Below are 21,341 nucleotides of genomic sequence, written 5' to 3' on the forward strand. Positions count from 1 at the left end.
CCGCTTCATCAGGATCCCTCGATGGCCAGTTACCAAGCGCCACTGCGCGAGATCGACTTCGTCCTCAACGACGTGCTCAAGGTCGGCCGGCTGGCCGAGCTCGCCGAGTTCAGCGACGCCACGCCAGATACGCTGTCGGGACTGATCGCGGAGGCGGCGAAGCTGATCGAGGAAAAGCTCGCGCCGCTCAACGCCGTGTCCGACGCTAAGGGCTGCAAGCTCGAAAACGGCGAGGTCACCGTACCGGACGGCTTCACCGAGTTCTGGGCGATGTATCGCGACGCCGGCTGGATCGGCATCTCGCAGAAAAAGGAATACGGCGGCGCCAACCTGCCCTACACCCTGGCCAAGGTGCTCGAAGAGCTGCTGTGCTCGGCCAACGTCGCCTTCGCGCTCTACCCCGGCCTGACCCAGGGCTGCTTCGAAGCACTCGAGGCCTCGGCCTCGGACGAGATCAAGCGAATCTATCTGCCGCGACTCGCGACCGGCGAGTGGTCGGGCACGATGTGCATCACCGAGCCACAGGCCGGCTCCGACGTCGGCGCCGCCAAGACCAGGGCCACGCCCAACGGCGACGGCAGCTACCGCATCGACGGCGGCAAGATCTTCATCACCTCCGGCGAGCACCGCATGGCCGACAACATCGTCCACTTCGTGCTCGCGCGCCTGCCGGATTCGCCGCCGGGGGTCAAGGGTCTGTCGACCTTCGTCGTGCCCAAGTATCTGGTCAACCCCGACGGCTCGCTGGGCGCGCGCAACGGCGTGCGCGTGCAGTCGATCGAGCACAAGATGGGCATCAACGGCTCGGTCACCTGCGTGCTGAACTTCGACAACGCCCAGGGCTGGATCGTCGGCGCCCCCAACCAGGGCATCCAGAACATGTTCGTGATGATGAACCTGGCGCGCATCATGGTCGGCTTCCAGGGCCTGGGCCAGTGCGAGCTGGCGACGCAGAACGCGATCCGCTACGCGCGCGAGCGCAAGCAGGGCAAGGCCTTCAACGGCAAGTCCGAGATCATCGAGCACCCCGACGTGCGCCGCATGCTGCTGCAGATGAAGGCGACCACCGAAGGTGCGCGCGTGCTCGCCTACGAAACCGCGATGTACGTCGATCTGGCCCGCCATCACCCGGATGCGAGCGTGCGTGAAGCCGCGCAGGACTGGGTCGATCTGAACACGCCACTGGTCAAGGCGTTTTGCACCGATGCCGCGGTCGAGCTCGGTTCGCTCGTGATCCAGGTCTACGGCGGTCACGGCTACATCAAGGAACACGGCGTCGAACAGATCCTGCGCGACGCCAAGATCCTGTGCCTGTACGAGGGCACCAACGGCATCCAGGCCATGGACTTGGTGCGGCGCAAGCTGATGCTGCACAACGGCCGCCTGCCCGGGCGCTTCTTCGCCGCGGTCAAGGCCGACCTCGATGGCGCTCCGGATGCGCTTGGCGCACCGCTTTCGGCCGCGCTCGATGCGCTGGAGCGCACGACGCGCTGGGTGCAGGAAACCTATAAGTCCAATCCCGAGGACGCCGCCTTCGGCTGCTGCGACTACCAGCGTGCCTTCGCCCTCACCTACCTCGGCTGGAACTGGCTGCGCATGGCGCGCGCGGCAGAGAAGACCGGCGACGCCGCCTTCGCCAAGACCAAGCGCGTCACCGCCGAATACTTCGCCACGCGCCTGCTTTCGCAGGTGCCGGCGCTGCTCGGCAATGTGCGCGAGAGCGCAGCGTCGATCATGGCGCTCGACGCATCGAGTCTTTGAATCGTCCTTGCACGCCGGAGTGCGCTCATGAGCACGGTTTTCGATTTCCAGGCCAAGACCATCGACGGCCGAATGCAGAAGCTCGACGCCTATGCGGGCAAGGTCCTGCTGATCGTCAACGTCGCCAGCAAATGCGGTTTCACCCCGCAGTACAAGGGTCTGGAAGCCCTGTGGCGCAAGTACAAGGATCGGGGCCTGGTGGTGCTCGGCTTTCCCTGCGACCAGTTCGGTCATCAGGAACCGGGTGACGAGAACGAGATCAAGAACTTCTGCTCGCTGAACTACGACGTCAGCTTTCCGATGTTCGCGAAGATCGAGGTCAACGGCGCGAACGCGCACCCTCTGTACCGTCACCTCAAGGGCGAGGCGCCGGGCATCCTCGGCAGCGAAGCCATCAAGTGGAACTTCACCAAGTTTCTCGTCGGCAAGGACGGCAAGGTGGTCAAGCGCTACGGCTCGATGGACACCCCCGAGAAGATCGAGGCGGACATCGCCCGGCTACTGTAAGGGGCGCACGACGGCGTAAAGCAAAAGGCCGCATCGCTGCGGCCTTTTTGCTGCCTTGCCGAAGCGGAGTCAGATCCGCCCTTTTTGCTTGAGGAAAGCGAGCAGCTGCTCGACCGACTGCTCGACCGACAGTGCGCCGGTGTCCAGCACCAGGTCGGGCTTCTCCGGCGCCTCGTAGGGCGAGTCGATGCCGGTGAAGTTCTTGATCTGGCCGGCGCGCGCCTTCTTGTATAAGCCCTTGGGATCGCGGCGCTCGCACACGTCCAGCGAAGCGTGCACATAAACCTCGAAGAACTCGCCGGGCGGCATGATGCGGCGCACCAGCTCGCGGTCGGCGCGAAACGGTGAAATGAACGCCGTCAGCACGATCAGACCCGCGTCGGCGAACAGCTTGGCGACCTCGCCGATACGGCGGATGTTCTCGACGCGCTCGGCGTCGGAGAAACCCAGATCCTTGTTCAGGCCGTGGCGGATGTTGTCGCCGTCGAGCAGGTAGCTGTGATAGCCGCGTCGGTAGAGCTCGCCCTCCAGCGCATTGGCGACGGTGGACTTGCCGGCACCGGATAGGCCGGTGAACCAGATCACGCAGGGCTGCTGCTTCTTTTGCTGCGCACGCTCGGCGCGGGTGACGTTGTGGGGATGCCAGACGACGTTGGTGGCTTTGACGGTCGGTTCCAAGGTTCGTGCTTCCTGATGGCGTGGACGGGCGGCACGCAAGGTTACGGATGCGCGGCGCCTTTCGCCACTCGCGCCGCGACGGCGGAAGGGGAACCAGTGCGCGCCACAAGTGATTCTTCTCATATTGGGGATATGACCGAAACTGTCACGAAAAATGGCTCAATGCGCACGTCTTAACGCCAATAACGCTGCATTTTCGGCCTTCATCACTTGATCTTCATCGTCATTCAACCAATTCACTATCAAATACTTATCGTATATTTGATATACTCCGTTGGTTCCCGCCGTCGGCTTATGTCGGCGCGCTCCATATTTCGCACCACGGAGATCGCGCATGCTGCTTGCCACCGATCTGGACGGCACGTTCCTCGCCGGGTCCGCCGAGGACCGGCTTCGCCTGTATCAGTTGATCAACTCCCACCCGGACATCCGACTGGCCTACGTCACCGGCCGCGGACGCGAATCGGTCCTGCCGCTGCTTTCGGACCCGACCCTGCCGATGCCGGACTACGTCATCTGCGACGTCGGCGCCACCGTCGTCGACGGCCCGACGCAGCAGCCGATCCAGCCGATACAGTCGCAGATCGACGCGATCTGGCCCGGCGATCAAGTCGTGCTCGAAGCGCTATCAGGCTTCGCCGGCATCGAGCGTCAGGATGTCCCGCAGGAGCGGCGCTGCTCGTTCTACTGCACCGCGGACGCGATCAGCGATGACTTCCGCAAGGCCGTCGAGGCGCTCGGCTGCGATCTGCTGTACTCGGCCAGCCGCTATCTCGACGTTTTGCCGCGTGGCGTCAACAAGGGCTCGATGCTCAAGCGCCTGGTCGAGCAGATCGGCATCGATGCGCAGGACGTGCTCGTCGCCGGCGACACGCTCAACGATCTGGCGATGTTCCAGCACGGCTTCAAAGGCGTCTGCGTCGGTCACTCGGAGCCCGCGCTGCTCGAGGCCACGGCCGGCAACACGCGCGTTTTGCACGCGGCACGACCGGGCTGTGGCGGCATCCTGGACGCGATCGAGCACTTCGGATTTCTCGGCGCGCGCAGCATGCAGCAGCACCTGCCGCCGTCCCGGGAACCCGGTCGCTCCGATCTGCTGATCGTCTATCACCGTCTGCCCTACGAGGAGGTCGTCGAGAACGGCGAGATCAAACGGCGTCGGCCGCTGTCGCCCAACGGCATCATCCCGACGCTGATGAGCTTCTTCGGCGAGGGCCGCAACGGCTCCTGGGTCGCCTGGTCGGTTCGCGATCCCAAGCGCGGACCGTTCGAGGACTACACCCAGGTCGACGGCGAACGCTACCCGAACCTGACCGTCTCGCGCGTGCCGCTGAGCAAGCAGGACGTCGACGTCTTCTACCGACAGTTTTCGAAGGAAGCGTTCTGGCCGCTGCTGCACACCTTCTGGGAGCGCGCGCGCTTTCGCGACGATCACTGGCAGGTGTTCCTGCGCGTGAACCGCGCCTTCGCCGAGCGCGTCGCGCGCGACGCCGCGCACGGCGCCACCGTGTGGCTGCACGACTACAACCTGTGGATGACGCCGGCGGTGCTGCGCGAACTGCGTCCAGACCTGAAGATCGCCTTTTTCCACCACACCTACTTCCCGTCCGCCGACGTCTTCAACGTGGTGCCGTGGCGGCGGCAGATCATCGCCAGCCTGCTGCAGTGTGACTACATCGGCTTTCACATCCCGCGCCAAGTCGAGAACTTCGTCGACGTGGTGCGCGGCACGATGCCGATGCGCGTACTCGAAGAGACCTCGGCGGCGCCGCGCTTCCTCACCTACGGCTGCGCGGTGGGCCTCGACCGCTATGCCACCTGCATCGAGGCCGGCCACCGCGTCGTGCGCCTCGGCGCGCATCCGGTCGGGCTCGACGTCAAGCGCATCGACGAAACGCTGCAGCGCGACGACATCCGCCAGCGCATGGAACTGCTGCGCGCAGAGCTCGAAGGCACGCGCGTGCTGCTCTCGGTCGAGCGCCTCGACTTCACCAAGGGTACGCTCGAAAAGTTGCTGGCCTTCGAGAAGCTGCTCGACGCCCATCCAGAGCTGCAGGGCAAGATCACCTTGATCTCGATCTGCGTGCCGGCGGCGCGCGAGATGACGATCTACCGCACGCTGCAGACGCAGATCGAGCAGGTCGTCGGTCGCATCAACGGCCGTTTCTCACGCGTGGGCTGGACACCGGTGCAGTTCTTCTTCCGCGCGGTGCCGTTCGAGGAGCTGCTCGCCTACTACGCGATGACCGACGTGATGTGGATCACACCGCTGCGTGATGGGCTCAATCTGGTCGCCAAGGAGTTCGTCGCCGTGCAGGGCCTCACCGGCGGCCGCGGCGTGCTGGTGCTGTCCGAGTTCGCCGGCGCCGCGGCCGAATTAAAGGGCGCGATCCTGACCAATCCGCACGACCCCGAGGATCTGGTGCAAGCCTGCTATCTGGGCCTGAACATGGGGCGCGCCGAGGCGCGTGCGCGGCTGCGGCAGTTGTTCGACATCGTGCAGCACTACGACAACCGTCGCTGGGCCGACGAGTTCCTCGCCGCGGTCGACACGCCGCTGCCGAACCCGGACGCCGACGCGGCGCGTCAGGCGTCGTGACGAAACTTCCCTAGCGGAACACCCAGACCATCAGCGCGGTGACGGCGACCAGCACGCTGGCGCCCAGACGCACATCCAGCGTCGCGACGACGCCGGCGGCGCGCACCGTCGCCGCCATCTGCGCCGCGCCGGCGCGATCGCGCGCGCCGAGCAGCCACTGCCAGCAGCCGCAGGCGATGACGGTGGCGGCGAACAGCAGGCCGGCGACGATGGTGAAGTGCACCTCGTGCCAGCCGGCGAGCGCGCCGACAAAGCCGGCGAGACTGAGCGCATGCCCGGTGAGCGTGCCGTACAGCGCCGCGCGCGCGCCCATGTGCGTGTACAGGCCGAGCAGGAACACCGCGACCAGTGGCGGCACCACGTAGGAGAAGGTCTGCTGCAGGTAGGCGAACAGCCCCGGAAAATGATCGATCATCGGCGCCCAGATCGCCGCCAGCGCCACCAGCACGAAGACGCAGACGCGACCGAACCGGGCGAGCTGCACCGTGCTGATGCCGGGCCTCCTCGGTTGCACGAAATCGACCATGATCAGCGTCGACGCCGAGTTCAGCGTCGAGTCCACGCTCGACATGATCGCGGCGAGCAGGCCGGCGAGGATCAGGCCGGACAGGCCGATCGGCGCAAAGTCCGCGACCAGGCGCGGGTATACCGTGTCGGCGCGTTCGAGGTCGGTATACAGCGCGCTCGCCATCACCCCCGGCAGCACCATCAAAAACAGCGGCAGCTGCTTGAGCCAGGCGGCGAGCAACGCGCCGCGTCCGGCGGTGCGCGCGTCGCGGGCGCCGAGCAGGCGCTGCGAGACGTACTGGTTCATGGTCCAGTAGTAGAAGCCGAGGATCGGTAGGCCGATCAGCGTGCCCAGCCACGGCAGGGCCGGATCGTCGAGCGGGCGGATCAGCGACAGCTTGTCCGGCTCGACGCGAGCGACCAGCGTCGACCACGAGTAGTCGAACTCGCCGAACACCAGGATCGTCAGCGTCAGTGCACCACCGAGCAGCACCAGTGCCTGGATCACGTCGGTGTAGGCCACGGCGCGCAGACCACCGGCGGCGGTGTACAGACCGGCGAACACCGCCAGCGCCGCGCAGGTCGGTGCCAGCGTCAGCGCCGGGAAGAACAGTTTGAGCACCAAGGCACCGGCGTACAGGCTGCCGGCCGTGTCGAGTACCAGGCTGAGAAACAACGTGATCGCCGACAGGTACTTGCGCATTGCCGGGCTGAAGCGGCGGCCGAGCCATTCGGGCATCGTCGTCACCCGTGCCTTGATCAGCATCGGCGCGATGAACACCGCGGTGAACGCCAGCACCAGCGCCGCCATCCATTCGTAGTTCGCGACCGAGATGCCGCTCTCCCAGGCCGCGCCGGGCAGACCGATCAGCGTCGTCGACGAGATGTTCGACGCGAACAGCGAGAAGCCGACCACGCCGACGCCGAGCGAACGCCCGGCGAGGAAAAGATCGTCGGCATCGGGCGAGGTGCGCGTCACGCGCAGGGCGATGGCTACGATCACGACGAAGTAGGCCGCGAGCACGGCGTAGTCGAGGGCGTGCAGTGAAGCCACGTCGCAACTCCCAGCGTGAATGCGCGGGAAAGGACACCATCTGAAGCGCGATCGGTCAACCCAAGGCAACGGTTCAGAACCTATCTGGCACCATAGCTGCCGCTCACGAAGAAGAACTCATGCTCACCGTCGTCACTTCGATCTCCTCACTGCTGCTCGGCGCCGCGCTGCTGCTGGTCGGCAACGGTCTGATCGGCACGCTGCTGGCGCTGCGCGCCTCCGCCGAAGGCTTCTCCGACGGCGTCATCGGCCTGATCATGTCGGCCTACTTCGTCGGCTTTCTGTCCGGCACCTGGGTTGCGCCGCGCGCGGTGATGCGCGTCGGTCACATCCGCGCGTTCGCGATGTTCGCCGCGGTCGCCTCCGCCGCCGCGATCCTGCACGCGCTGATCGTCGATCCGCTCGCCTGGGGCGCGCTGCGCGTACTCGTCGGCTCCTGTCTGGTCGGCCTGTACATGGTCATCGAGAGCTGGCTCAACGTGCTCGCGCCGGGCGAGCGCCGCGGCAAGGTGTTCGCGACCTACATGGCGGTGAACTTCATTGCGCTGGCGATCGGCCAGAACCTGATCCGCCTGTACCCGCCGACCGGTTTCGAGCTGTTCGGCATCGTCGCGATGCTACTGGCGCTGTCGCTGGTGCCGATCGCGGCGACGCGCATCAGCCAGCCGGCGCCGGTGCGCCAGCCGCGCGTGCGCCTGCGCCGCCTCTACGCCGCGTCACCGTCCGCGATCATCGGCGCCTTCGGTTCGGGGCTGGCGATGAGCGCGTTCTGGGGGCTCGGCCCGGTGATGGCGCAGCGTCTGGGCTTCGACGCCGGGGGCATCGCGGCGCTGATGACGGCAACCATCCTCGGCGGTGCGGTGATCCAGTGGCCGGTCGGCGCGGTCTCCGACCGCCATGACCGCCGTGTCGTGCTCGCCGCCGTGATGGCGCTGGCCTGCACCTTCGCGCTGCTGGCGTTTGCGATGAGCGCGCTCGGCCTGTGGCCTCTGCTGGTGGCGATGTTCGTGTTCGGCGGCCTCGCCTTCACCGTGTACCCGGTCAGCATCGCGCTGGCCAACGACTTTCTGGCGCCGGAAGAGATCCTGCAGGGCGCTAGCAGCATGCTGCTGGTCCACGGCATCGGCGCGGCGATCGGGCCGACGCTTGCCGGTCTGCTGATGGATCTGGCCGGGCCGCGCGGCCTGCTGCTGCACTTCGCGCTCATCCACGCCGCGCTGACCGCACTGGTGTGGTGGCGCTACCAGCGCTCAGGCACGGTCAACGTCCCGCAGGCGCATTTCGAGCCGATGATCCGCACCTCGCCCGCCGCACTTGAAATGATCGCGCCGGAGACGCCCGCCGCGGCCGACGCGCCCACCGAGCCTCGGACTTAAGGCGCAGAAGCACAGCGGCTCGTTGCGCCGTCGATCACGCCATCTTCCGCGCGCTGCGCGAAGACAAAGGCCCTGCTCGCGCTTGAGCAGCTCGGCGAAAAGACTTAAAAACGCTCGGAATGCCGCCCCGCCGCAACGGATGCCCAGTTCCTCGAACCCCGACACGCCGGACACGGTCGATCGGCTGATTGCCCGCCTGTACCGCTCGGCACTGTCGGTGTCGGCGGAGGGCTATCGCGCCTGGGCCTTGCGGCAGTTGCAGACGGTCTTGCCTTGCGACGGCGCGCTCTGGGGCAGCGGCGTCGCCAGCCACATGCGCTTTCACTCGGTGACCGTGATCGGCCTGCCGCCCGAGTTTCCACAGGTGCTCGAAGCGACCACCGCGATCAATCCGCTGATCCCGCGCATCCTGCAGAACCTCGACACGCCGGTGGACATGTCAAGCGTGCTGCCCGACAAGGCGTTCTTCTCGTCCGAGATCTACGCCAGGGCATTCAAGCCCTACGGCATCACGCGGATTCTCTCGACCGGCCATCTCGACCCGCGTTCGGGTCTGTACTCGCTGCTGACCTTGTACCGGCGCGACCGCGAGCAGCGTTTCAGCGAGATCGAGAAAACCACGCAGAAGCGTCTGACCTTTCACCTGTTCAACGCCGCCTCGCACGCCTTCTTCCTGCACCTGGCGAAAACCCATGCCGAACGCCCGGCCGGTGCCGGCGCCGCGGTCGTCGATGCCAGCGGCGCCTATCACGAGGCCACCGTGCAGTTTCTCGACCTGCTCGACGAGCGCTATCCGCAGCGCGACCCGCAGCGCCTGCCATGGCCGATTCCAGCCGCCGGGCAGACCGCGGCCGAGCGCGACCTGATGGTGCGCTGCGAGCCGCTGGGCGATCTGTTCCTGCTGACGATCTGGCCGGCCGGACCACTCGACCGGCTGACCAGCCGCGAGCGCGAGATCGTCTTTTGCATCGCCCAGGGCCTGTCGTTCAAGGAGGCGGCGAAGAAGATCGGCGTCGCCCCGTCCACCGTCGCCAATCATCTCTACCGCGTCTACCGCAAGCTCGGTGTCTACAGTCGCACCGAGTTGGCGGCCTTGGTGCATCGCAGCGCCAAACCATGACCCACGGGCCGGCACCGCAGCCCGCGCGCTGGCAACTGTTGTGGGCGCGCTGGCGTCACGGGGTCGCGGCGCTGAGCTTCATCGCCGGCGTCGCCAGCTTTGCGCTGATCGAGCGTCAGGAGCGCGTCGCGCAAGCATTGGTGATCCTGCTGCCGCTGTCGTGGCTGCTGCCGATGATCGAGCCGTGGCTGCAGCGTCTGGCCGAGCGCCGGCCGCGGCTGCGCGCTGGCTCGGTCGTGTTCGGCTACGCCGCGCAGACGATTCACCAAGAGTCGCTGTTCTTCACGCTGCCGTTCTTCTTTGCGACCACCGAGTGGCGCTCGCCGCAGGCCGTATTCACCGCGGCGATGATCGCGCTCGCGCTGGTCTCGGTGCTCGATCCGATCTACTACGGCAAGGTCGTGCCACGCCGTGCCGCGCTGTGGGCCTTTCACGCCTGCGCCGCCTTCGTCACCGTGCTCACCGCCGCGCCGATGCTCTGGCATCTGACCACCGCGCAGAGCCTGCAGCTCGGCCTGCTATGCCTGGCCGTGGTCAGCGTGCCGGCCTGGCATGCGCTGCTAGCCTCGTTGCCGGCCGTGCCGCGCGGGCTGGGAGCGCTCGCCCTCGGCGCCCTGCTCGGCTGGGCCGGCTGGCAGGCACGCGTCGCGATCCCGCCGGCGACGCTGTGGGTCGCCGACATGCGCATGACCACGAGCATCGACGTCGCCCGCCGCGAGCCCGGCACCGCAGTGCACAGCATCGACGCCGCCGCGCTCGCCAGCGGCGGGCTCTACGCCTGGAGCAGCATCCGCGTGCCGCGCGGACTGCGCGAGCGCGTCGAACATCACTGGATCCACCGTGGCCGGCTCATCGACGTGATCCCCCTCGAGGTCAGCGGCGGTCGCGAGGCCGGCTATCGCGCGTGGTCTCATAAAACGGCATTCCCCGCCGACCCGCGCGGACGCTGGGAGGTGCGCGTGGTGACCACGAGCGGCCAGCTCATCGGCCACGGCTACTTCACGGTTCGTTAGACTGCGGCGCAGCGGACGCCCTGTCGTCTAAGGGGCGCGGCCTCACCGAGGCCACGGCGGCGGCGGAACCTGGATCAGCCACCGCGGTCGTGAGCGTCGTCGCGGGCCGAGTCGTCCGCATCTGCGGCATCAACCGAGTCTCAAGGAGTCCCATGCGCCTTTCGTCCCGACTGCTGATGGCCCTCTTGGTCCTGCCCGGCCTTGCGCACGCCAACGACCTGATGCGCGTCTACGCGCTCGCCGTGCAGAACGATGCGAGCTTTCGCGCCGCCCGCCACGCGCGCGACGCGGCGATCGAAGCCCGGCCGCAGGCGCGCGCGGCGCTGCTACCGCAGATCGGCGGCAGCTATGGTTACAGCGAATCGCGCGAGAAAGGCACCGAGGCCTTCCAGAATCTGCCGGAGACGCCGATCGACCGTGACTCGACCAATCGCGGCCTGACGATCACGCTCAACCAGGCCGTGTTCGACTGGGCCGCATTCCAGCGCCTGCGCCAGTCCGGCGAACAGGTCGCGCTCGCCAACACCACGCTGCGCAATGCCGAGCAGCAACTGTTGTTGCGCACCGCAGAGGCCTACTTCGCGGTGCTGTCGGCCACCGACGCGCTGCGCTCCTCGCAGGCCGAGCAGCAGGCCGTCGAACGCCAGCTCGAACAGGCGAAGAAGCGCTTCGAGGTCGGCCTGTCGGCGATCACCGACGTGCAGGAAGCGCAGGCGCGCTACGACCTGACCGTCGCCAGAGTCCTCGAGGCCGAGCAGGCGCTGGCCCAGGCACGCGAGGCGCTGACCGAGATCACCGGAGAAGCCACTGCCGGCATCGCCCCGCTGCGCGAGGAGTTCCCCCTGCCTACGCCGCAACCCACCGAAGTCGGCCATTGGGTCGAAGCCGCCAAGCAGGGCAATCTCGACGTGCTGGCCGCGCGCCATGCCGCCGAGATCGCCGCGCGCGGCGTCGACGTCGCCCGCTCCGGCCATCTGCCGACGCTCGGCGCGCAGCTGCAGTACCAGGACTTCACCGCCGAAGGCAGCCGCTTTTCCGGCCAAACCGAGTCCGAATCGGTCACCCTGCAACTGAACGTGCCGATCTTCGCCGGCGGCGCCACGCGTTCGGGCGTGCGCCAGGCGATCGCCACGCGCGAGCAGCGACGCTCGGAACTCGATGCACAGGAGCGCCTGGTCGAGCGCAACACGCGCGACGCCTATCAGGGCGTGGTCACCGGCGCGGCGCGGGTCAAGGCGTTCAAGCAGGCGGTGGTGTCGAGCCGCACCGCACTCCAAGCCAGCGAGACCGGGCTCGAAGTCGGGACACGCACCGCGGTCGACGTGCTCAACGCGCAGCAGCAGCTCTACGCCGCCGAGCGCGACTATCTGCGTTCGCGCTACGACTATCTCTTGGCGGTGCTGCGCCTCAAGGCCGCCACCGGCCGCCTGACCGACGCCGATCTGCGGGAAATCGACCGCCTGTTGATCGAGCGCTGAGCGGTACTAGCCACCACGCGACGGCGGCGCCAACAGGCGCAGCAACACGGCCGCAAGCACAGCGCAGCCGGCGACGACGATGCTCATCGGCACGGCCGTGCCGTCATGCAGGTGGCCGACGGCGGCGCCACCGATGGCCGCGGCGGCGAACTGCAGCATGCCCATGCCGGCGGCGGCGAGCCCGGCCTGGGTACCAAAGGGCGCCATCGCCATCGCAGTCGCGTTGGCAAAGACCAGACCGAGCGCGCTGACGCACAGGAACAGCGGCAGCGCGACACCGGCCAGTCCCGCCGTGCGCGTCACCGCCGCCAGCGCCATCAGCAAGGCGAAACCGGCGTGGGCGCAGAGCCCCCAGCGCAGCACGCGGTCGGGGCTCCAGCGGTCGAGAAACCAGCCGTTGCACTGCGAGACGAGCACGAAGCCGGCGGCATTGCCGCCGAACAGCCAGCCGAACTGCGCCGCCGGCACGCCGAAGACCTCGATGAACACGAAGGGTGCGCCGGAGATGTACGAGAACATCCCGGCGCTGGCGAGACCGCCGGCCAGGGCATAGCCCATGAAGCGCCGGTGTCCGAGCAGGCCAGCGTAGGCGCGCAGCACGCACCCGATGCGGATCGGCGCGCCACGCACGGCCAGGGTTTCGCTCAGGCCGCGATAGGCCATAGCCCAGCAGCCGGCACCGAACAGCGCCAAGGCGAAGAAGATCGCGCGCCAGCCACTGATACCCAGCAACTGCCCGCCGACCAGCGGCGCGAGGATCGGCGCGACACCCATGACCAGCACCAGCGAGGCGTAGATGCGCGCGGTATCGGTGGGGTCGAAGCGGTCGCGCACCATCGCCCGCGTGATCACCATGCCCGCGCAGCCGCCGAGCGCCTGCAGCAGCCGGCTCGCGATGAGCATCTCGATCGTCGTTGCCAGCGCACACAGCAGCGACGCCAGCGTGTACAGCGCAAGCCCGACCAGCAGCGGCCGGCGGCGGCCGTAGCGATCGGCGATGGGTCCGTACATCGACTGACCCAAAGCCAGACCGACGAAGTAGATCGACAACGTGAACTGCACCCGTGCCGTATCGACGCCGAACTCGGCCTGTAGCGTCGGCAGCGCAGGCAGGTACATGTCGATGGTCATCGGCCCGATCGCGATGATCGTGCCGAGCATCAGCACCCAGCGCCGCCGGGTGGCGGCGTCCATCGCCGTGCGCGGTTCGTTCACGATACCGCCGCGCTCATGCCTCCGGCCTCATCGAGGGGAAAAGCAAAACGTCACGAATGCTCGGCGAATCGGTCAGGAACATCACCAGTCTATCGATGCCGATGCCGACGCCGGCGGTCGGCGGCAGGCCGTACTCGAGCGCGCGGATGTAATCGGCGTCATAGACCATCGCCTCGTCGTCGCCGGCGTCCTTGGCCGCAGCCTGCGCCCTGAAGCGCGCAGCCTGGTCGTCGGCGTCGTTGAGCTCGGAGAAACCGTTCGCCACCTCACGTCCGCCGACGAAGAACTCGAAGCGGTCGGTCACCTCGGGGTTTGCGTCGTTGCGACGGGCGAGCGGCGAGACTTCGGTCGGATACTCGGTGATGAAGGTCGGATCCAGGAGCCTCGCCTCGACCGTCTTCTCGAAGATCTCGGTCAGCAGCTTGCCGGCACCATAAGCGGGTTTCACGTCGCCGCCCACCTTCTTCGCATAGTGCGCGAGATACTCGCGATCGCCGGTCTTGGCGAGGTCGAAGTCGGCGTTGTGGTGCGCGATGGCCTCGCGCATCGTCCAGCGCCGGAACGGCTGTTCCAGATCGTAGTCGCGCCCCTGGTAGCGGAGCTTGCCGGTGCCGTTCACGCTCAGCGCAAGATCGCGGATCAGGGTTTCGACCAGATCCATCGCATCGCGGTAATCGGCGTAGGCCTGGTAGAACTCCAGCATCGTGAACTCGGGGTTGTGCCGTGTACTGAGTCCCTCGTTGCGGAAGTTGCGGTTGATCTCGTAGACCTTCTCGAAGCCGCCGACCACCAGGCGCTTGAGGTAGAGCTCCGGCGCGATGCGTAGGTACAGATCGCGGCCCAGCGCATTGTGGTGCGTGACGAAGGGGCGCGCCGTGGCGCCGCCGGGAATCGGCTGCAGCATCGGCGTCTCGACTTCGATGAAGCCGAGCGCATCGAGGAAATGGCGGATGAAGCGCACCGTCTGGGCACGCTTCTCGAACGTGCGCTTGACCTCGGGGTTGACGATGAGATCGACGTAGCGCTGACGGTAGCGGATCTCGGTGTCGGTCAGACCGGCCCATTTCTCTGGCAGCGGACGAAGGGCCTTGACCAGCAGCTCGACCGTCTGCGCCTTGAGTGACAGTTCGCCGGTCTTGGTCCTGAACACGGTGCCGCGCACGCCGAGGATGTCGCCGACGTCGTAGTGCTTGAAGGCTTCATAGGCCTCGGCGCCGATCGCGTTCTGCTGCACGAAGATCTGGATGCGGCCGGACATGTCCTGCAGCTGCCCGAAACTGGCCTTGCCCATCACGCGCTTGGCGATCATGCGGCCAGCGACGGCGAAGACCTGCGTCTCCTGCTCCAGGGACACAGCGTCGCGCGCGCCGAAAAACCCGTGCAGATGTCCGGCCAGCGTGTCGCGGCGGAAGGTGTTCGGATACGCGTTGCCGCCACTGCGCAGTCTGGCCAGCTTCTCGCGGCGCGCCGCGATCACGTGGTTCTCGTCCTGCTGCGGCGCGCCGTCGTGTTCTGCGCTCATTAGAGTCCCTGCTTGAGGCTGGCCTCGATGAACGGATCGAGATGACCGTCCAGCACCTTCTGCGTGTCGGCGATCTCGACGCCGGTACGCAGATCCTTGATGCGCGACTGATCGAGCACGTAGGACCGGATCTGGCTCCCCCAGCCAATGTCGTCCTTGCTGTCCTCGAGCGCCTGCTTGGCGGCGTTGCGCTTCTGCAGCTCGATCTCGTAGAGCTTGGCCTTGAGCATCTTCATCGCGCGGTCACGGTTGGCGTGCTGACTGCGCTCGGTCTGGCAGGCGACGACGATGCCGCTGGGTACATGCTTGATGCGGATCGCCGACTCGGTCTTGTTGACGTGCTGGCCACCGGCGCCGGACGAGCGGAAGGTGCTCACCTCCAGGTCCGCCGGATTGATCGCGATCTCGATGTCGTCGTCGACCTCGGGCGAAACGAACACGCCGGCGAACGAGGTGTGCCGACGGTTGCCCGAGTCGAACGGCGACTTGCGGACCAGACGGTGCACGCCGGTCTCGGTGCGCAGCCAGCCGTAGGCGTACTCACCCTGGACGAAGATCGTCGCCGACTTGATCCCGGCGACTTCACCGTCGGAGCGCTCCATCAGCTCGACCTTGAAGCCCTGCCGCTCCGCGAAGCGGATGTACATGCGCAGCAGCATCTCCGCCCAGTCCTGCGCCTCGGTACCGCCGGAGCCGGACTGGATGTCGAGATAGGCGTTGCTGGCATCGAGCTCGCCGCTGAACATGCGCTTGAATTCGAGTGTCTCGGCCAGCCGTGTCAGCGCAGCGAGGTCGCGCGCGATCTCGGCGATGGCCGCACGGTCGTCCTCCGCTTCGGCCAGCTCGAGCAGATCGAGCGCGTCCTTAAGGCCGCTGTCGGCGCGTTCGATCGGCTGCACCACATCTTCGAGGCGCGCGCGTTCGCGTCCCAGGTTCTGGGCGCGTTCCGGATCGTTCCAAACCTCCGCGCGTTGCAGCTCCGCGTTGACCTCGATCAGACGGTCACGCTTGTTGTCGTAGTCAAAGATAGCCCCGCAGCGCGTCGAAACGCGCTCGCAGGGCCATCACCTCGGATCTGATCTGCTGGGGTTCCATGGGGGGTCGTGCGCGCAGGGCGGCGAATTATAGCGGTGCGCCGGCTCGCGGTGCGCCGGCCGCGGGTCGCACGAATACAAAAGCCGCTGGTATATTTGCCGCGCCACAAACGCAGTTTCGATCACCGTCCGGGCGCGCCCGGCGGCGACCAACGGGGAGAAACCTGATGACACACCGTATCGCAAGCCGTTTCGGCTGGTTGGGGTGCCTGCTTGGGATCGCGCTCGCGCAGCCCACACTGGCGCAGGACGACTACGAAGAACCCGCCGCACCTGCGCTAGAGGGACGCCCCTGGTACGTCTCCCCGCTCTTTTCGTTCAGCCGCAGCGACGCCGACCGCGGCACCGACGACGGCTTCGGCGGCATCATTTCCGTCGGCAAGAAAGTCACCAACGGCATGACCCTCGAAATCACCGGGTTCATGCAGCAGATGGACGCAGAGGTCGGCGACACCAGCACCAAGCTCCAGGGCATCGGCGTCGGCGCCATGGTGTTTCCGTTCAATGGCAGCCCGAACTTCTACACCGTGCTGGCGCTGATGTACGGCACCGCCGAGGATCACCCCGGTGCGATCGCGAACTACGACAGCACCGTGTTCGACATCGGCGCCGGCTACCTGTACGCCTTCAATCCGCACATCGCCCTGCGTGCCGAGGCGCGTTACCGCACGGATCAGCACGATCGCAAGCAAGCCGGCGTCCGCCCCGGCAGCGGCGCATTCTCCGATGGCCTGCTCAACGTCGGTCTGATGTTCCCGCTCGGCGTGACCCGTGAAGAAGTCGAGGAAGCGCCAGTCGAGCTCGTCGAGCCAGCGGTGGTCGAGGAGGTCGACAGCGATGGCGACGGTGTGCCCGATTCGCGCGACCAGTGCCCCGACACCCCGGCCGGTCAGACCGTCAACGACGTCGGCTGCCCGCTCGATTCCGATGGTGACGGCGTACCCGACGACATCGACGAATGCCCGACGACGCCGGCCGGCGCCAACGTGCTCGCCAACGGCTGCGCCCTGGTCGGCGACTGCCGCACGCCGCGCGCCGGCGAACAGGTGGACGCCAACGGCTGCGCGGTCGAACAGAAGTTCATCCTCAAGGGCGTGAAGTTCGAATTCGACTCCGACCGCCTGACCCCGGAAGCCAAGGCCATCCTCAATGATGTCGCCGGCACGCTGCAGGCCTACCCGGACGTCGAGGTCGAGATCGAGGGCCATACCGACAACATCGGCACCGATGCCTACAACCAGGGGCTGTCGGAACGCCGTGCGAACACGGTCAAGACCTATCTGATCGGTCGCGGGATCGATGCGGCGCGCATGACCCCGGTCGGGTATGGCGAGTCCACGCCGATCGCCGACAACAACACCGAAGAAGGCCGCGAGGAGAACCGGCGCGTCGAACTCAAGGTGATCGAAGACTGACCGACCGGGCATGAGCCGCCCCCTGCCCCGACCGGGATCGGCCGGCGCAGGGGGCCGTGCCGGCGGGCCTAGCCGAGAGCGAACGCCGCTCGTCGCCGTCCCCGTCGCGCCCGTGCGGCTCGCGCCGGCCGGAAAACCGATCGCTCTGCGATGCTGATCGCCCGCGTCGGCGGGCGCCACGCAAGCTGCGACGTTTCGCGCACATGACCAAGCCCATCGAGTACCGCGACCCGCCGCGTCCGCGCCTCGTGCGCGCGTGCTTGGTCCTCGCCGGCCTCGCCGCACTGTCTGCCTGCGGCGGCAACTACAGCGGCCACGGCGAGCCCGAGCCGGGCAGCGGCGGCATCCCGACGCCAGTGCCGACGTTGGTGCCGACGCCGGCGCCGTCGGCGACGCCGACGGCCACCCCCGGACCCGGTGGCGACACCGACGCGGCGCTGCAGCGCGGCGCCCAGCGTTATGCGCAGCAATGCGCGAGCTGCCATGGCGCCCGCGGCCAGGGCGGCGTCGGCCCGGCGCTGACCGACACCACGAACTGCCCGAGCTGCGCCAGCTTCGACACGCTGTGGACGCGCATCCGCGACACCATGCCGTCGAGCAATCCGCGGGCCTGCGACGAGGCCTGCGCGCGCGACGTCGCCGCGTTCATCCTCAATGGCTTTTCGACGACGCCACCCGCCGGCGGTGCGCCGACCCCGACGCCAACGGCGAGCCCAGCCCCCGGCAGTACGCCGACCCCCACCCCCACGGCCGCACCGACACCGACGCCGAGCGCGACCCCGCCGCCGCCGACGCCGACCTGCAGCGCCGAGTTCAAGTACCAGAGCGTTTGGAACACCGGCTTCGTCGCCGAGGTGACCGTGCGCAACTTCAGCGGCGCGCGCATCGACGGCTGGCAGGTGCAGTTCACCTTCCCCAACGACCAGCGCATCACCAACGACTGGAACACGGTGCTGACGCAGTCCGGCGCCGCGGTCAGCGCACTCCCCGAGCGCCACAACGCCGCGATCGAGAACGGCGCTAGCGTCAGCTTCGGCTTTCAGGGCACGCACGGCGGCAAGGCCGAGGTGCCCACCGACCTGCGTCTCGAAGCCGCCGGCTGCGTCGTCGCCGCGCCGCCGCCCGACCATTCGGGTAGCGACCCGATCGCCTGCGCCGAGCAGCCGGCGGCGCCGCGCCTGCTGCGTCTGCTCACCCGTCGTGAATACGCGCAGACGGTGCGCGACCTGACCGGCCTCGACGGCGATTTCACCGCGAATCTGCCCATCGAGGCGCTGGTGCAGGGCTATGACAACAACGCCTGCGTCGCCGTCGTCACCGAGCGACACGCCGAGGAGTACCTCGAAGCAGCCGAGGCGATCGCCGCGCGCGCCGTCGCCGAGCGCCGCGACGCCCTGCTGCCCTGCGCACCGACCGAGGCCAATTGCGCGCGTCGTTTCGTCGAGGCATTCGGCCTGCGCGCCTTCCGCCGCCCCCTGCTCGCGGCCGAGCGCGACGCCCTGGTCGCCCTGTTCGATGCCGAGCTCTCGCCCAGCTTCGACGAAGGCATGGCGCTGGCCATCGCGGCGATGCTCAACTCGCCGGCCTTCCTGTATCGCAGCGAGCTAGGCACGGACATCGGCGGCGGCGTGTTCCGGCTCGATGATTACGAGATCGCGAGCAGCCTGTCCTATCTGATCTGGGGCAGCGCACCGGACGCGGCACTGCTCGACGCCGCCGCCGCCGGGCGCCTGCGCGATGCCGACGAGCGCCGCAGCCAGGCCGAGCGCATGCTCGCCGATCCGCGCGCGCGCCAAAAGTTCGCGGACTTCGCGACGCAGTGGCTGGGCACCGGTTACCTGCTCGGCAGCTTCAAGGATCCGGAGATCTTCCCGCGCCTGACCGACGAGGTGCGCCGCGCGATGGCCGAGGAGCTGTCGCGCTTCGTCAATCACGTGGCTTTCGATTCGGCCGACGGCACGCTCACCGAGCTGTACACGGCGGACTATGTCTTCGTGAACGGGCCGCTGCGCGATTACTACGGCCTGCCGGGATCGAGCAGCGACGCGAACTTCGTGCAGCAGCCCGCGGGCAGCCAGCGCGGCGGCCTGCTTGGTCTGGGCGCGGTGCTCGCCGCGCACGCGCACTCCAACGAATCCTCGCCGATCAAGCGCGGCGTGTTCGTGCGCGAACGCCTGCTGTGCCAGGACCTCCCGGACCCGCCGCCCGATGTCGACACCACGCCGCCCGGACTCGACCCGAACCTGACCACGCGCGAGCGCTTCGCGCGTCATACCGCGGATCCGGGCTGCGCCGCCTGTCACCGTTACATCGACGACACCGGCTTCGGCCTCGAAGCCTATGACGGCGCCGGCGGCTACCGCGCGACCGAGAACGGTCAGCCGGTCGACGACCGCGGCGAACTGTTCGCGCGCGAAGGACTGAACACCAACACGCGCGATCCCTTCCGCGGCCCGCGCCAGCTCGCGCAGATTCTCGCCGGCACCAGCGCGGCACAGCGCTGCGCGGTCACCCAGTACTATCGCTACAGCCACGGCTACGTCGAAACCGAGGCCGACCGTTGCCTGCTCGAAGCACTACAGACGCGCTTCGCCGACGGCGGCTATCGCTTGAAGACGCTGATCACCGATTGGGTCGGCAGCGACGAGTTCATCCTGCGCCGGGGCACGCCATGATCCGCCACGACCGCACGCGCCGCCGCCTGCTGCGCGGCCTCGTCCACGGCAGTCTCGCCGGCCTGCCGCTGGCGCAACTGCTCGCGCGCAGCGCGCACGCACAGAGCACGGCGACGCCGACGCGCCTGCTGTTCGTCTACATCCCCGACGGCTGTTCGCCCGAGCACTGGCATCCGAGCGGCTCGACGAGCGCCTTTTCGCTGCCGGAGATGACCCAGCCGCTGGCTGCGTACCGCAATGACCTGGTGTTCCTGCGCGGCCTCAACATGTACGCCGGCGGATCGACGCACGAGGGCGGCATCCGCAAGGTTCTGACCGCGACCAACGCCGTCTCGCTCGACGTCTTCGTCGGCCAGTACTACCGCGAGCAGAGTGCGCACGCCTCGATTCACCTGGGCGTGGCCTCCACGCACGAGAACGGCGCCGGTTACGTCTCCTATCTGGGCAGCGAACAGCCGATCGTGCCGGAGGACAATCCGCTGCGTGCCTTCGAGCGCCTGTTCGGCACGCCCGGCAGCCCCAGCGATCCGGCGGCACGCCGACGGCTCTCGGTGCTCGATGCGGCGCAGGCCGATCTCAGCCGGCTGCAGACCCGGCTGGGCCAGACCGAGCGCGACAAGCTCGACCGTCACACCGAATCGCTGCGCGCGCTCGAAAACCGCATCCTCGCCGCCGATCCGGGCTCTGGCGGTGCCTGCGGCAATCCGGACTGGAACCGCGAGAACTGGTCGGTGCCGGCCGGCTACAACAGCTACCCGGCGTACTGGAACCGCGACGATCAGTTCGAACGCGTCGCGCGCCTGCAGATGGACTTGGCCGTGCTCGCCTTGCAATGCGGGCTCACCCGCGTGGTCACGCTACAGTTCTCGCATGCGGTGAGTCCGACCAGCCTGCCGCAGATCGGCACCACGCAGCGCCATCACGACAGCTCGCACTTCGATGCCAACAATGCCGCGTCGATCCAGGCCTTCATCACCTGGAAGCGCTGGTACTGCGAGCAATTCGCCTACCTGCTGCAGGGGATGAAGAACGCCCCCGGCGCGCACGGCAGCCTGCTCGACGAAACGCTGGTGCTGCTGTGTTCGGAACTCGGCCATTCCGCGCGACACGACCATCGCGACATGCCCTTCGTGCTCGCCGGTCGCGGCGGCGGCCTGCAAACGGGGCGCTTCCTCGACTACCGCACGGCGAACGGCGGCGACGGCGAGACGCACGCCAAGCTGCTGGTGTCACTGGGCAATGCCGCCGGCATCCCGATCGACCGCTTCGGCTACACCGGACATGGCACCGGGCCGCTGCCGGGCCTGTTTGCGTAGACGACCCGCCG

Annotated in this window: 15 protein-coding genes; 10 read left to right on the forward strand and 5 right to left on the reverse strand. The window is 67.7% G+C overall.

Translation table 11 applies throughout. The features are described 5' to 3' along the window. Window positions 1-21: 21 nt before the first annotated feature. A complete protein-coding gene (locus ABSH63_RS11075) occupies window positions 22-1,761 on the forward strand; it encodes an acyl-CoA dehydrogenase family protein (protein ID WP_352889781.1) in 1,740 nt (579 codons plus the stop codon). 27 nt (window positions 1,762-1,788) lie between these two features. Further along, window positions 1,789-2,268, forward strand: coding sequence for a glutathione peroxidase (locus tag ABSH63_RS11080; protein ID WP_352889783.1), 480 nt, complete (start codon window positions 1,789-1,791; stop codon window positions 2,266-2,268). A 69-nt stretch (window positions 2,269-2,337) separates the two neighbouring features. Here ABSH63_RS11080 and cysC read toward each other — a convergent pair whose 3' ends face one another. Further along, window positions 2,338-2,946, reverse strand: coding sequence for an adenylyl-sulfate kinase (cysC, locus tag ABSH63_RS11085; RefSeq protein ID WP_352889784.1), 609 nt, complete (start codon window positions 2,944-2,946; stop codon window positions 2,338-2,340). Between the two features lie 334 nt (window positions 2,947-3,280). On the opposite strand from cysC, the gene ggpS reads away from it, so the two are divergent. Next, on the forward strand, window positions 3,281-5,545 hold the full coding sequence (ggpS, locus tag ABSH63_RS11090; RefSeq protein WP_352889785.1) for a glucosylglycerol-phosphate synthase: 2,265 nt from the start codon (window positions 3,281-3,283) through the stop codon (window positions 5,543-5,545). 10 nt (window positions 5,546-5,555) lie between these two features. Here ggpS and ABSH63_RS11095 read toward each other — a convergent pair whose 3' ends face one another. After that, the gene (locus ABSH63_RS11095) at window positions 5,556-7,106 is read right to left on the reverse strand and encodes a sodium:solute symporter family transporter (protein WP_352889786.1); all 1,551 of its coding nucleotides are present in this window, start codon (window positions 7,104-7,106) and stop codon (window positions 5,556-5,558) included. Between the two features lie 119 nt (window positions 7,107-7,225). On the opposite strand from ABSH63_RS11095, the gene ABSH63_RS11100 reads away from it, so the two are divergent. The 4 genes from ABSH63_RS11100 (at window position 7,226) to ABSH63_RS11115 (ending at window position 12,093) form a co-directional block, all read left to right on the forward strand. Continuing rightward, a complete protein-coding gene (locus tag ABSH63_RS11100) occupies window positions 7,226-8,482 on the forward strand; it encodes an MFS transporter (protein WP_352889787.1) in 1,257 nt (418 codons plus the stop codon). A 139-nt stretch (window positions 8,483-8,621) separates the two neighbouring features. Continuing rightward, complete coding sequence (locus ABSH63_RS11105) at window positions 8,622-9,602, forward strand: helix-turn-helix transcriptional regulator (protein ID WP_352889788.1); 981 nt, start codon at window positions 8,622-8,624, stop codon at window positions 9,600-9,602. Then, a complete protein-coding gene (locus ABSH63_RS11110) occupies window positions 9,599-10,615 on the forward strand; it encodes a DUF5924 family protein (protein WP_352889789.1) in 1,017 nt (338 codons plus the stop codon). The genes ABSH63_RS11105 and ABSH63_RS11110 overlap by 4 nt, the downstream gene beginning before the upstream one ends. Window positions 10,616-10,767: 152 nt before the next feature. Then, complete coding sequence (locus tag ABSH63_RS11115; RefSeq protein ID WP_352889790.1) at window positions 10,768-12,093, forward strand: TolC family outer membrane protein; 1,326 nt, start codon at window positions 10,768-10,770, stop codon at window positions 12,091-12,093. A gap of 6 nt (window positions 12,094-12,099) precedes the next feature. On the opposite strand, the gene ABSH63_RS11120 is transcribed toward ABSH63_RS11115, so the two are convergent. The 3 genes from ABSH63_RS11120 to prfB form a co-directional block, all read right to left on the reverse strand. Beyond that, window positions 12,100-13,308 (reverse strand): multidrug effflux MFS transporter, encoded by a 1,209-nt coding sequence (locus ABSH63_RS11120; protein ID WP_352889792.1) that lies wholly within the window; start codon window positions 13,306-13,308, stop codon window positions 12,100-12,102. 13 nt (window positions 13,309-13,321) lie between these two features. Further along, complete coding sequence (lysS, locus tag ABSH63_RS11125) at window positions 13,322-14,830, reverse strand: lysine--tRNA ligase (RefSeq protein ID WP_352889793.1); 1,509 nt, start codon at window positions 14,828-14,830, stop codon at window positions 13,322-13,324. Then, window positions 14,830-15,925 (reverse strand): peptide chain release factor 2 gene (gene prfB / locus ABSH63_RS11130; RefSeq protein WP_352889794.1). Its coding sequence is split into 2 segments (ribosomal slippage): window positions 14,830-15,852 and window positions 15,854-15,925, totalling 1,095 coding nucleotides; the frame shifts between segments, so codons are not numbered across the junction. Before prfB ends, lysS begins: the two co-directional genes overlap by 1 nt. A 166-nt stretch (window positions 15,926-16,091) precedes the next feature. On the opposite strand from prfB, the gene ABSH63_RS11135 reads away from it, so the two are divergent. The 3 genes from ABSH63_RS11135 (at window position 16,092) to ABSH63_RS11145 (ending at window position 21,330) form a co-directional block, all read left to right on the forward strand. Continuing rightward, the gene (locus ABSH63_RS11135; RefSeq protein ID WP_352889795.1) at window positions 16,092-17,339 is read left to right on the forward strand and encodes an OmpA family protein; all 1,248 of its coding nucleotides are present in this window, start codon (window positions 16,092-16,094) and stop codon (window positions 17,337-17,339) included. A 203-nt stretch (window positions 17,340-17,542) separates the two neighbouring features. Further along, on the forward strand, window positions 17,543-20,014 hold the full coding sequence (locus ABSH63_RS11140) for a DUF1592 domain-containing protein (protein ID WP_352889796.1): 2,472 nt from the start codon (window positions 17,543-17,545) through the stop codon (window positions 20,012-20,014). Continuing rightward, complete coding sequence (locus tag ABSH63_RS11145; RefSeq protein WP_352889797.1) at window positions 20,011-21,330, forward strand: DUF1552 domain-containing protein; 1,320 nt, start codon at window positions 20,011-20,013, stop codon at window positions 21,328-21,330. The genes ABSH63_RS11140 and ABSH63_RS11145 overlap by 4 nt, the downstream gene beginning before the upstream one ends. The last annotated feature ends 11 nt before the right edge of the window (window positions 21,331-21,341 follow it).

Origin of the sequence: Sinimarinibacterium thermocellulolyticum, from assembly GCF_040327995.1 — a bacterium.
Lineage (GTDB): Bacteria > Pseudomonadota > Gammaproteobacteria > Nevskiales > Nevskiaceae > Solimonas > Solimonas thermocellulolyticum.

Coding starts and splice junctions, on each gene's coding strand:
- ABSH63_RS11075 (WP_352889781.1), top strand. CDS start 22: ATGGCCAGTTACCAAGCGCCACTGCGCGAGATCGACTTCGTCCTCAAC.
- ABSH63_RS11080 (WP_352889783.1), top strand. CDS start 1,789: ATGAGCACGGTTTTCGATTTCCAGGCCAAGACCATCGACGGCCGAATG.
- ggpS (WP_352889785.1), top strand. CDS start 3,281: ATGCTGCTTGCCACCGATCTGGACGGCACGTTCCTCGCCGGGTCCGCC.
- ABSH63_RS11100 (WP_352889787.1), top strand. CDS start 7,226: ATGCTCACCGTCGTCACTTCGATCTCCTCACTGCTGCTCGGCGCCGCG.
- ABSH63_RS11105 (WP_352889788.1), top strand. CDS start 8,622: ATGCCCAGTTCCTCGAACCCCGACACGCCGGACACGGTCGATCGGCTG.
- ABSH63_RS11110 (WP_352889789.1), top strand. CDS start 9,599: ATGACCCACGGGCCGGCACCGCAGCCCGCGCGCTGGCAACTGTTGTGG.
- ABSH63_RS11115 (WP_352889790.1), top strand. CDS start 10,768: ATGCGCCTTTCGTCCCGACTGCTGATGGCCCTCTTGGTCCTGCCCGGC.
- lysS (WP_352889793.1), bottom strand. CDS start 14,830: ATGAGCGCAGAACACGACGGCGCGCCGCAGCAGGACGAGAACCACGTG.
- ABSH63_RS11135 (WP_352889795.1), top strand. CDS start 16,092: ATGACACACCGTATCGCAAGCCGTTTCGGCTGGTTGGGGTGCCTGCTT.
- ABSH63_RS11140 (WP_352889796.1), top strand. CDS start 17,543: ATGACCAAGCCCATCGAGTACCGCGACCCGCCGCGTCCGCGCCTCGTG.
- ABSH63_RS11145 (WP_352889797.1), top strand. CDS start 20,011: ATGATCCGCCACGACCGCACGCGCCGCCGCCTGCTGCGCGGCCTCGTC.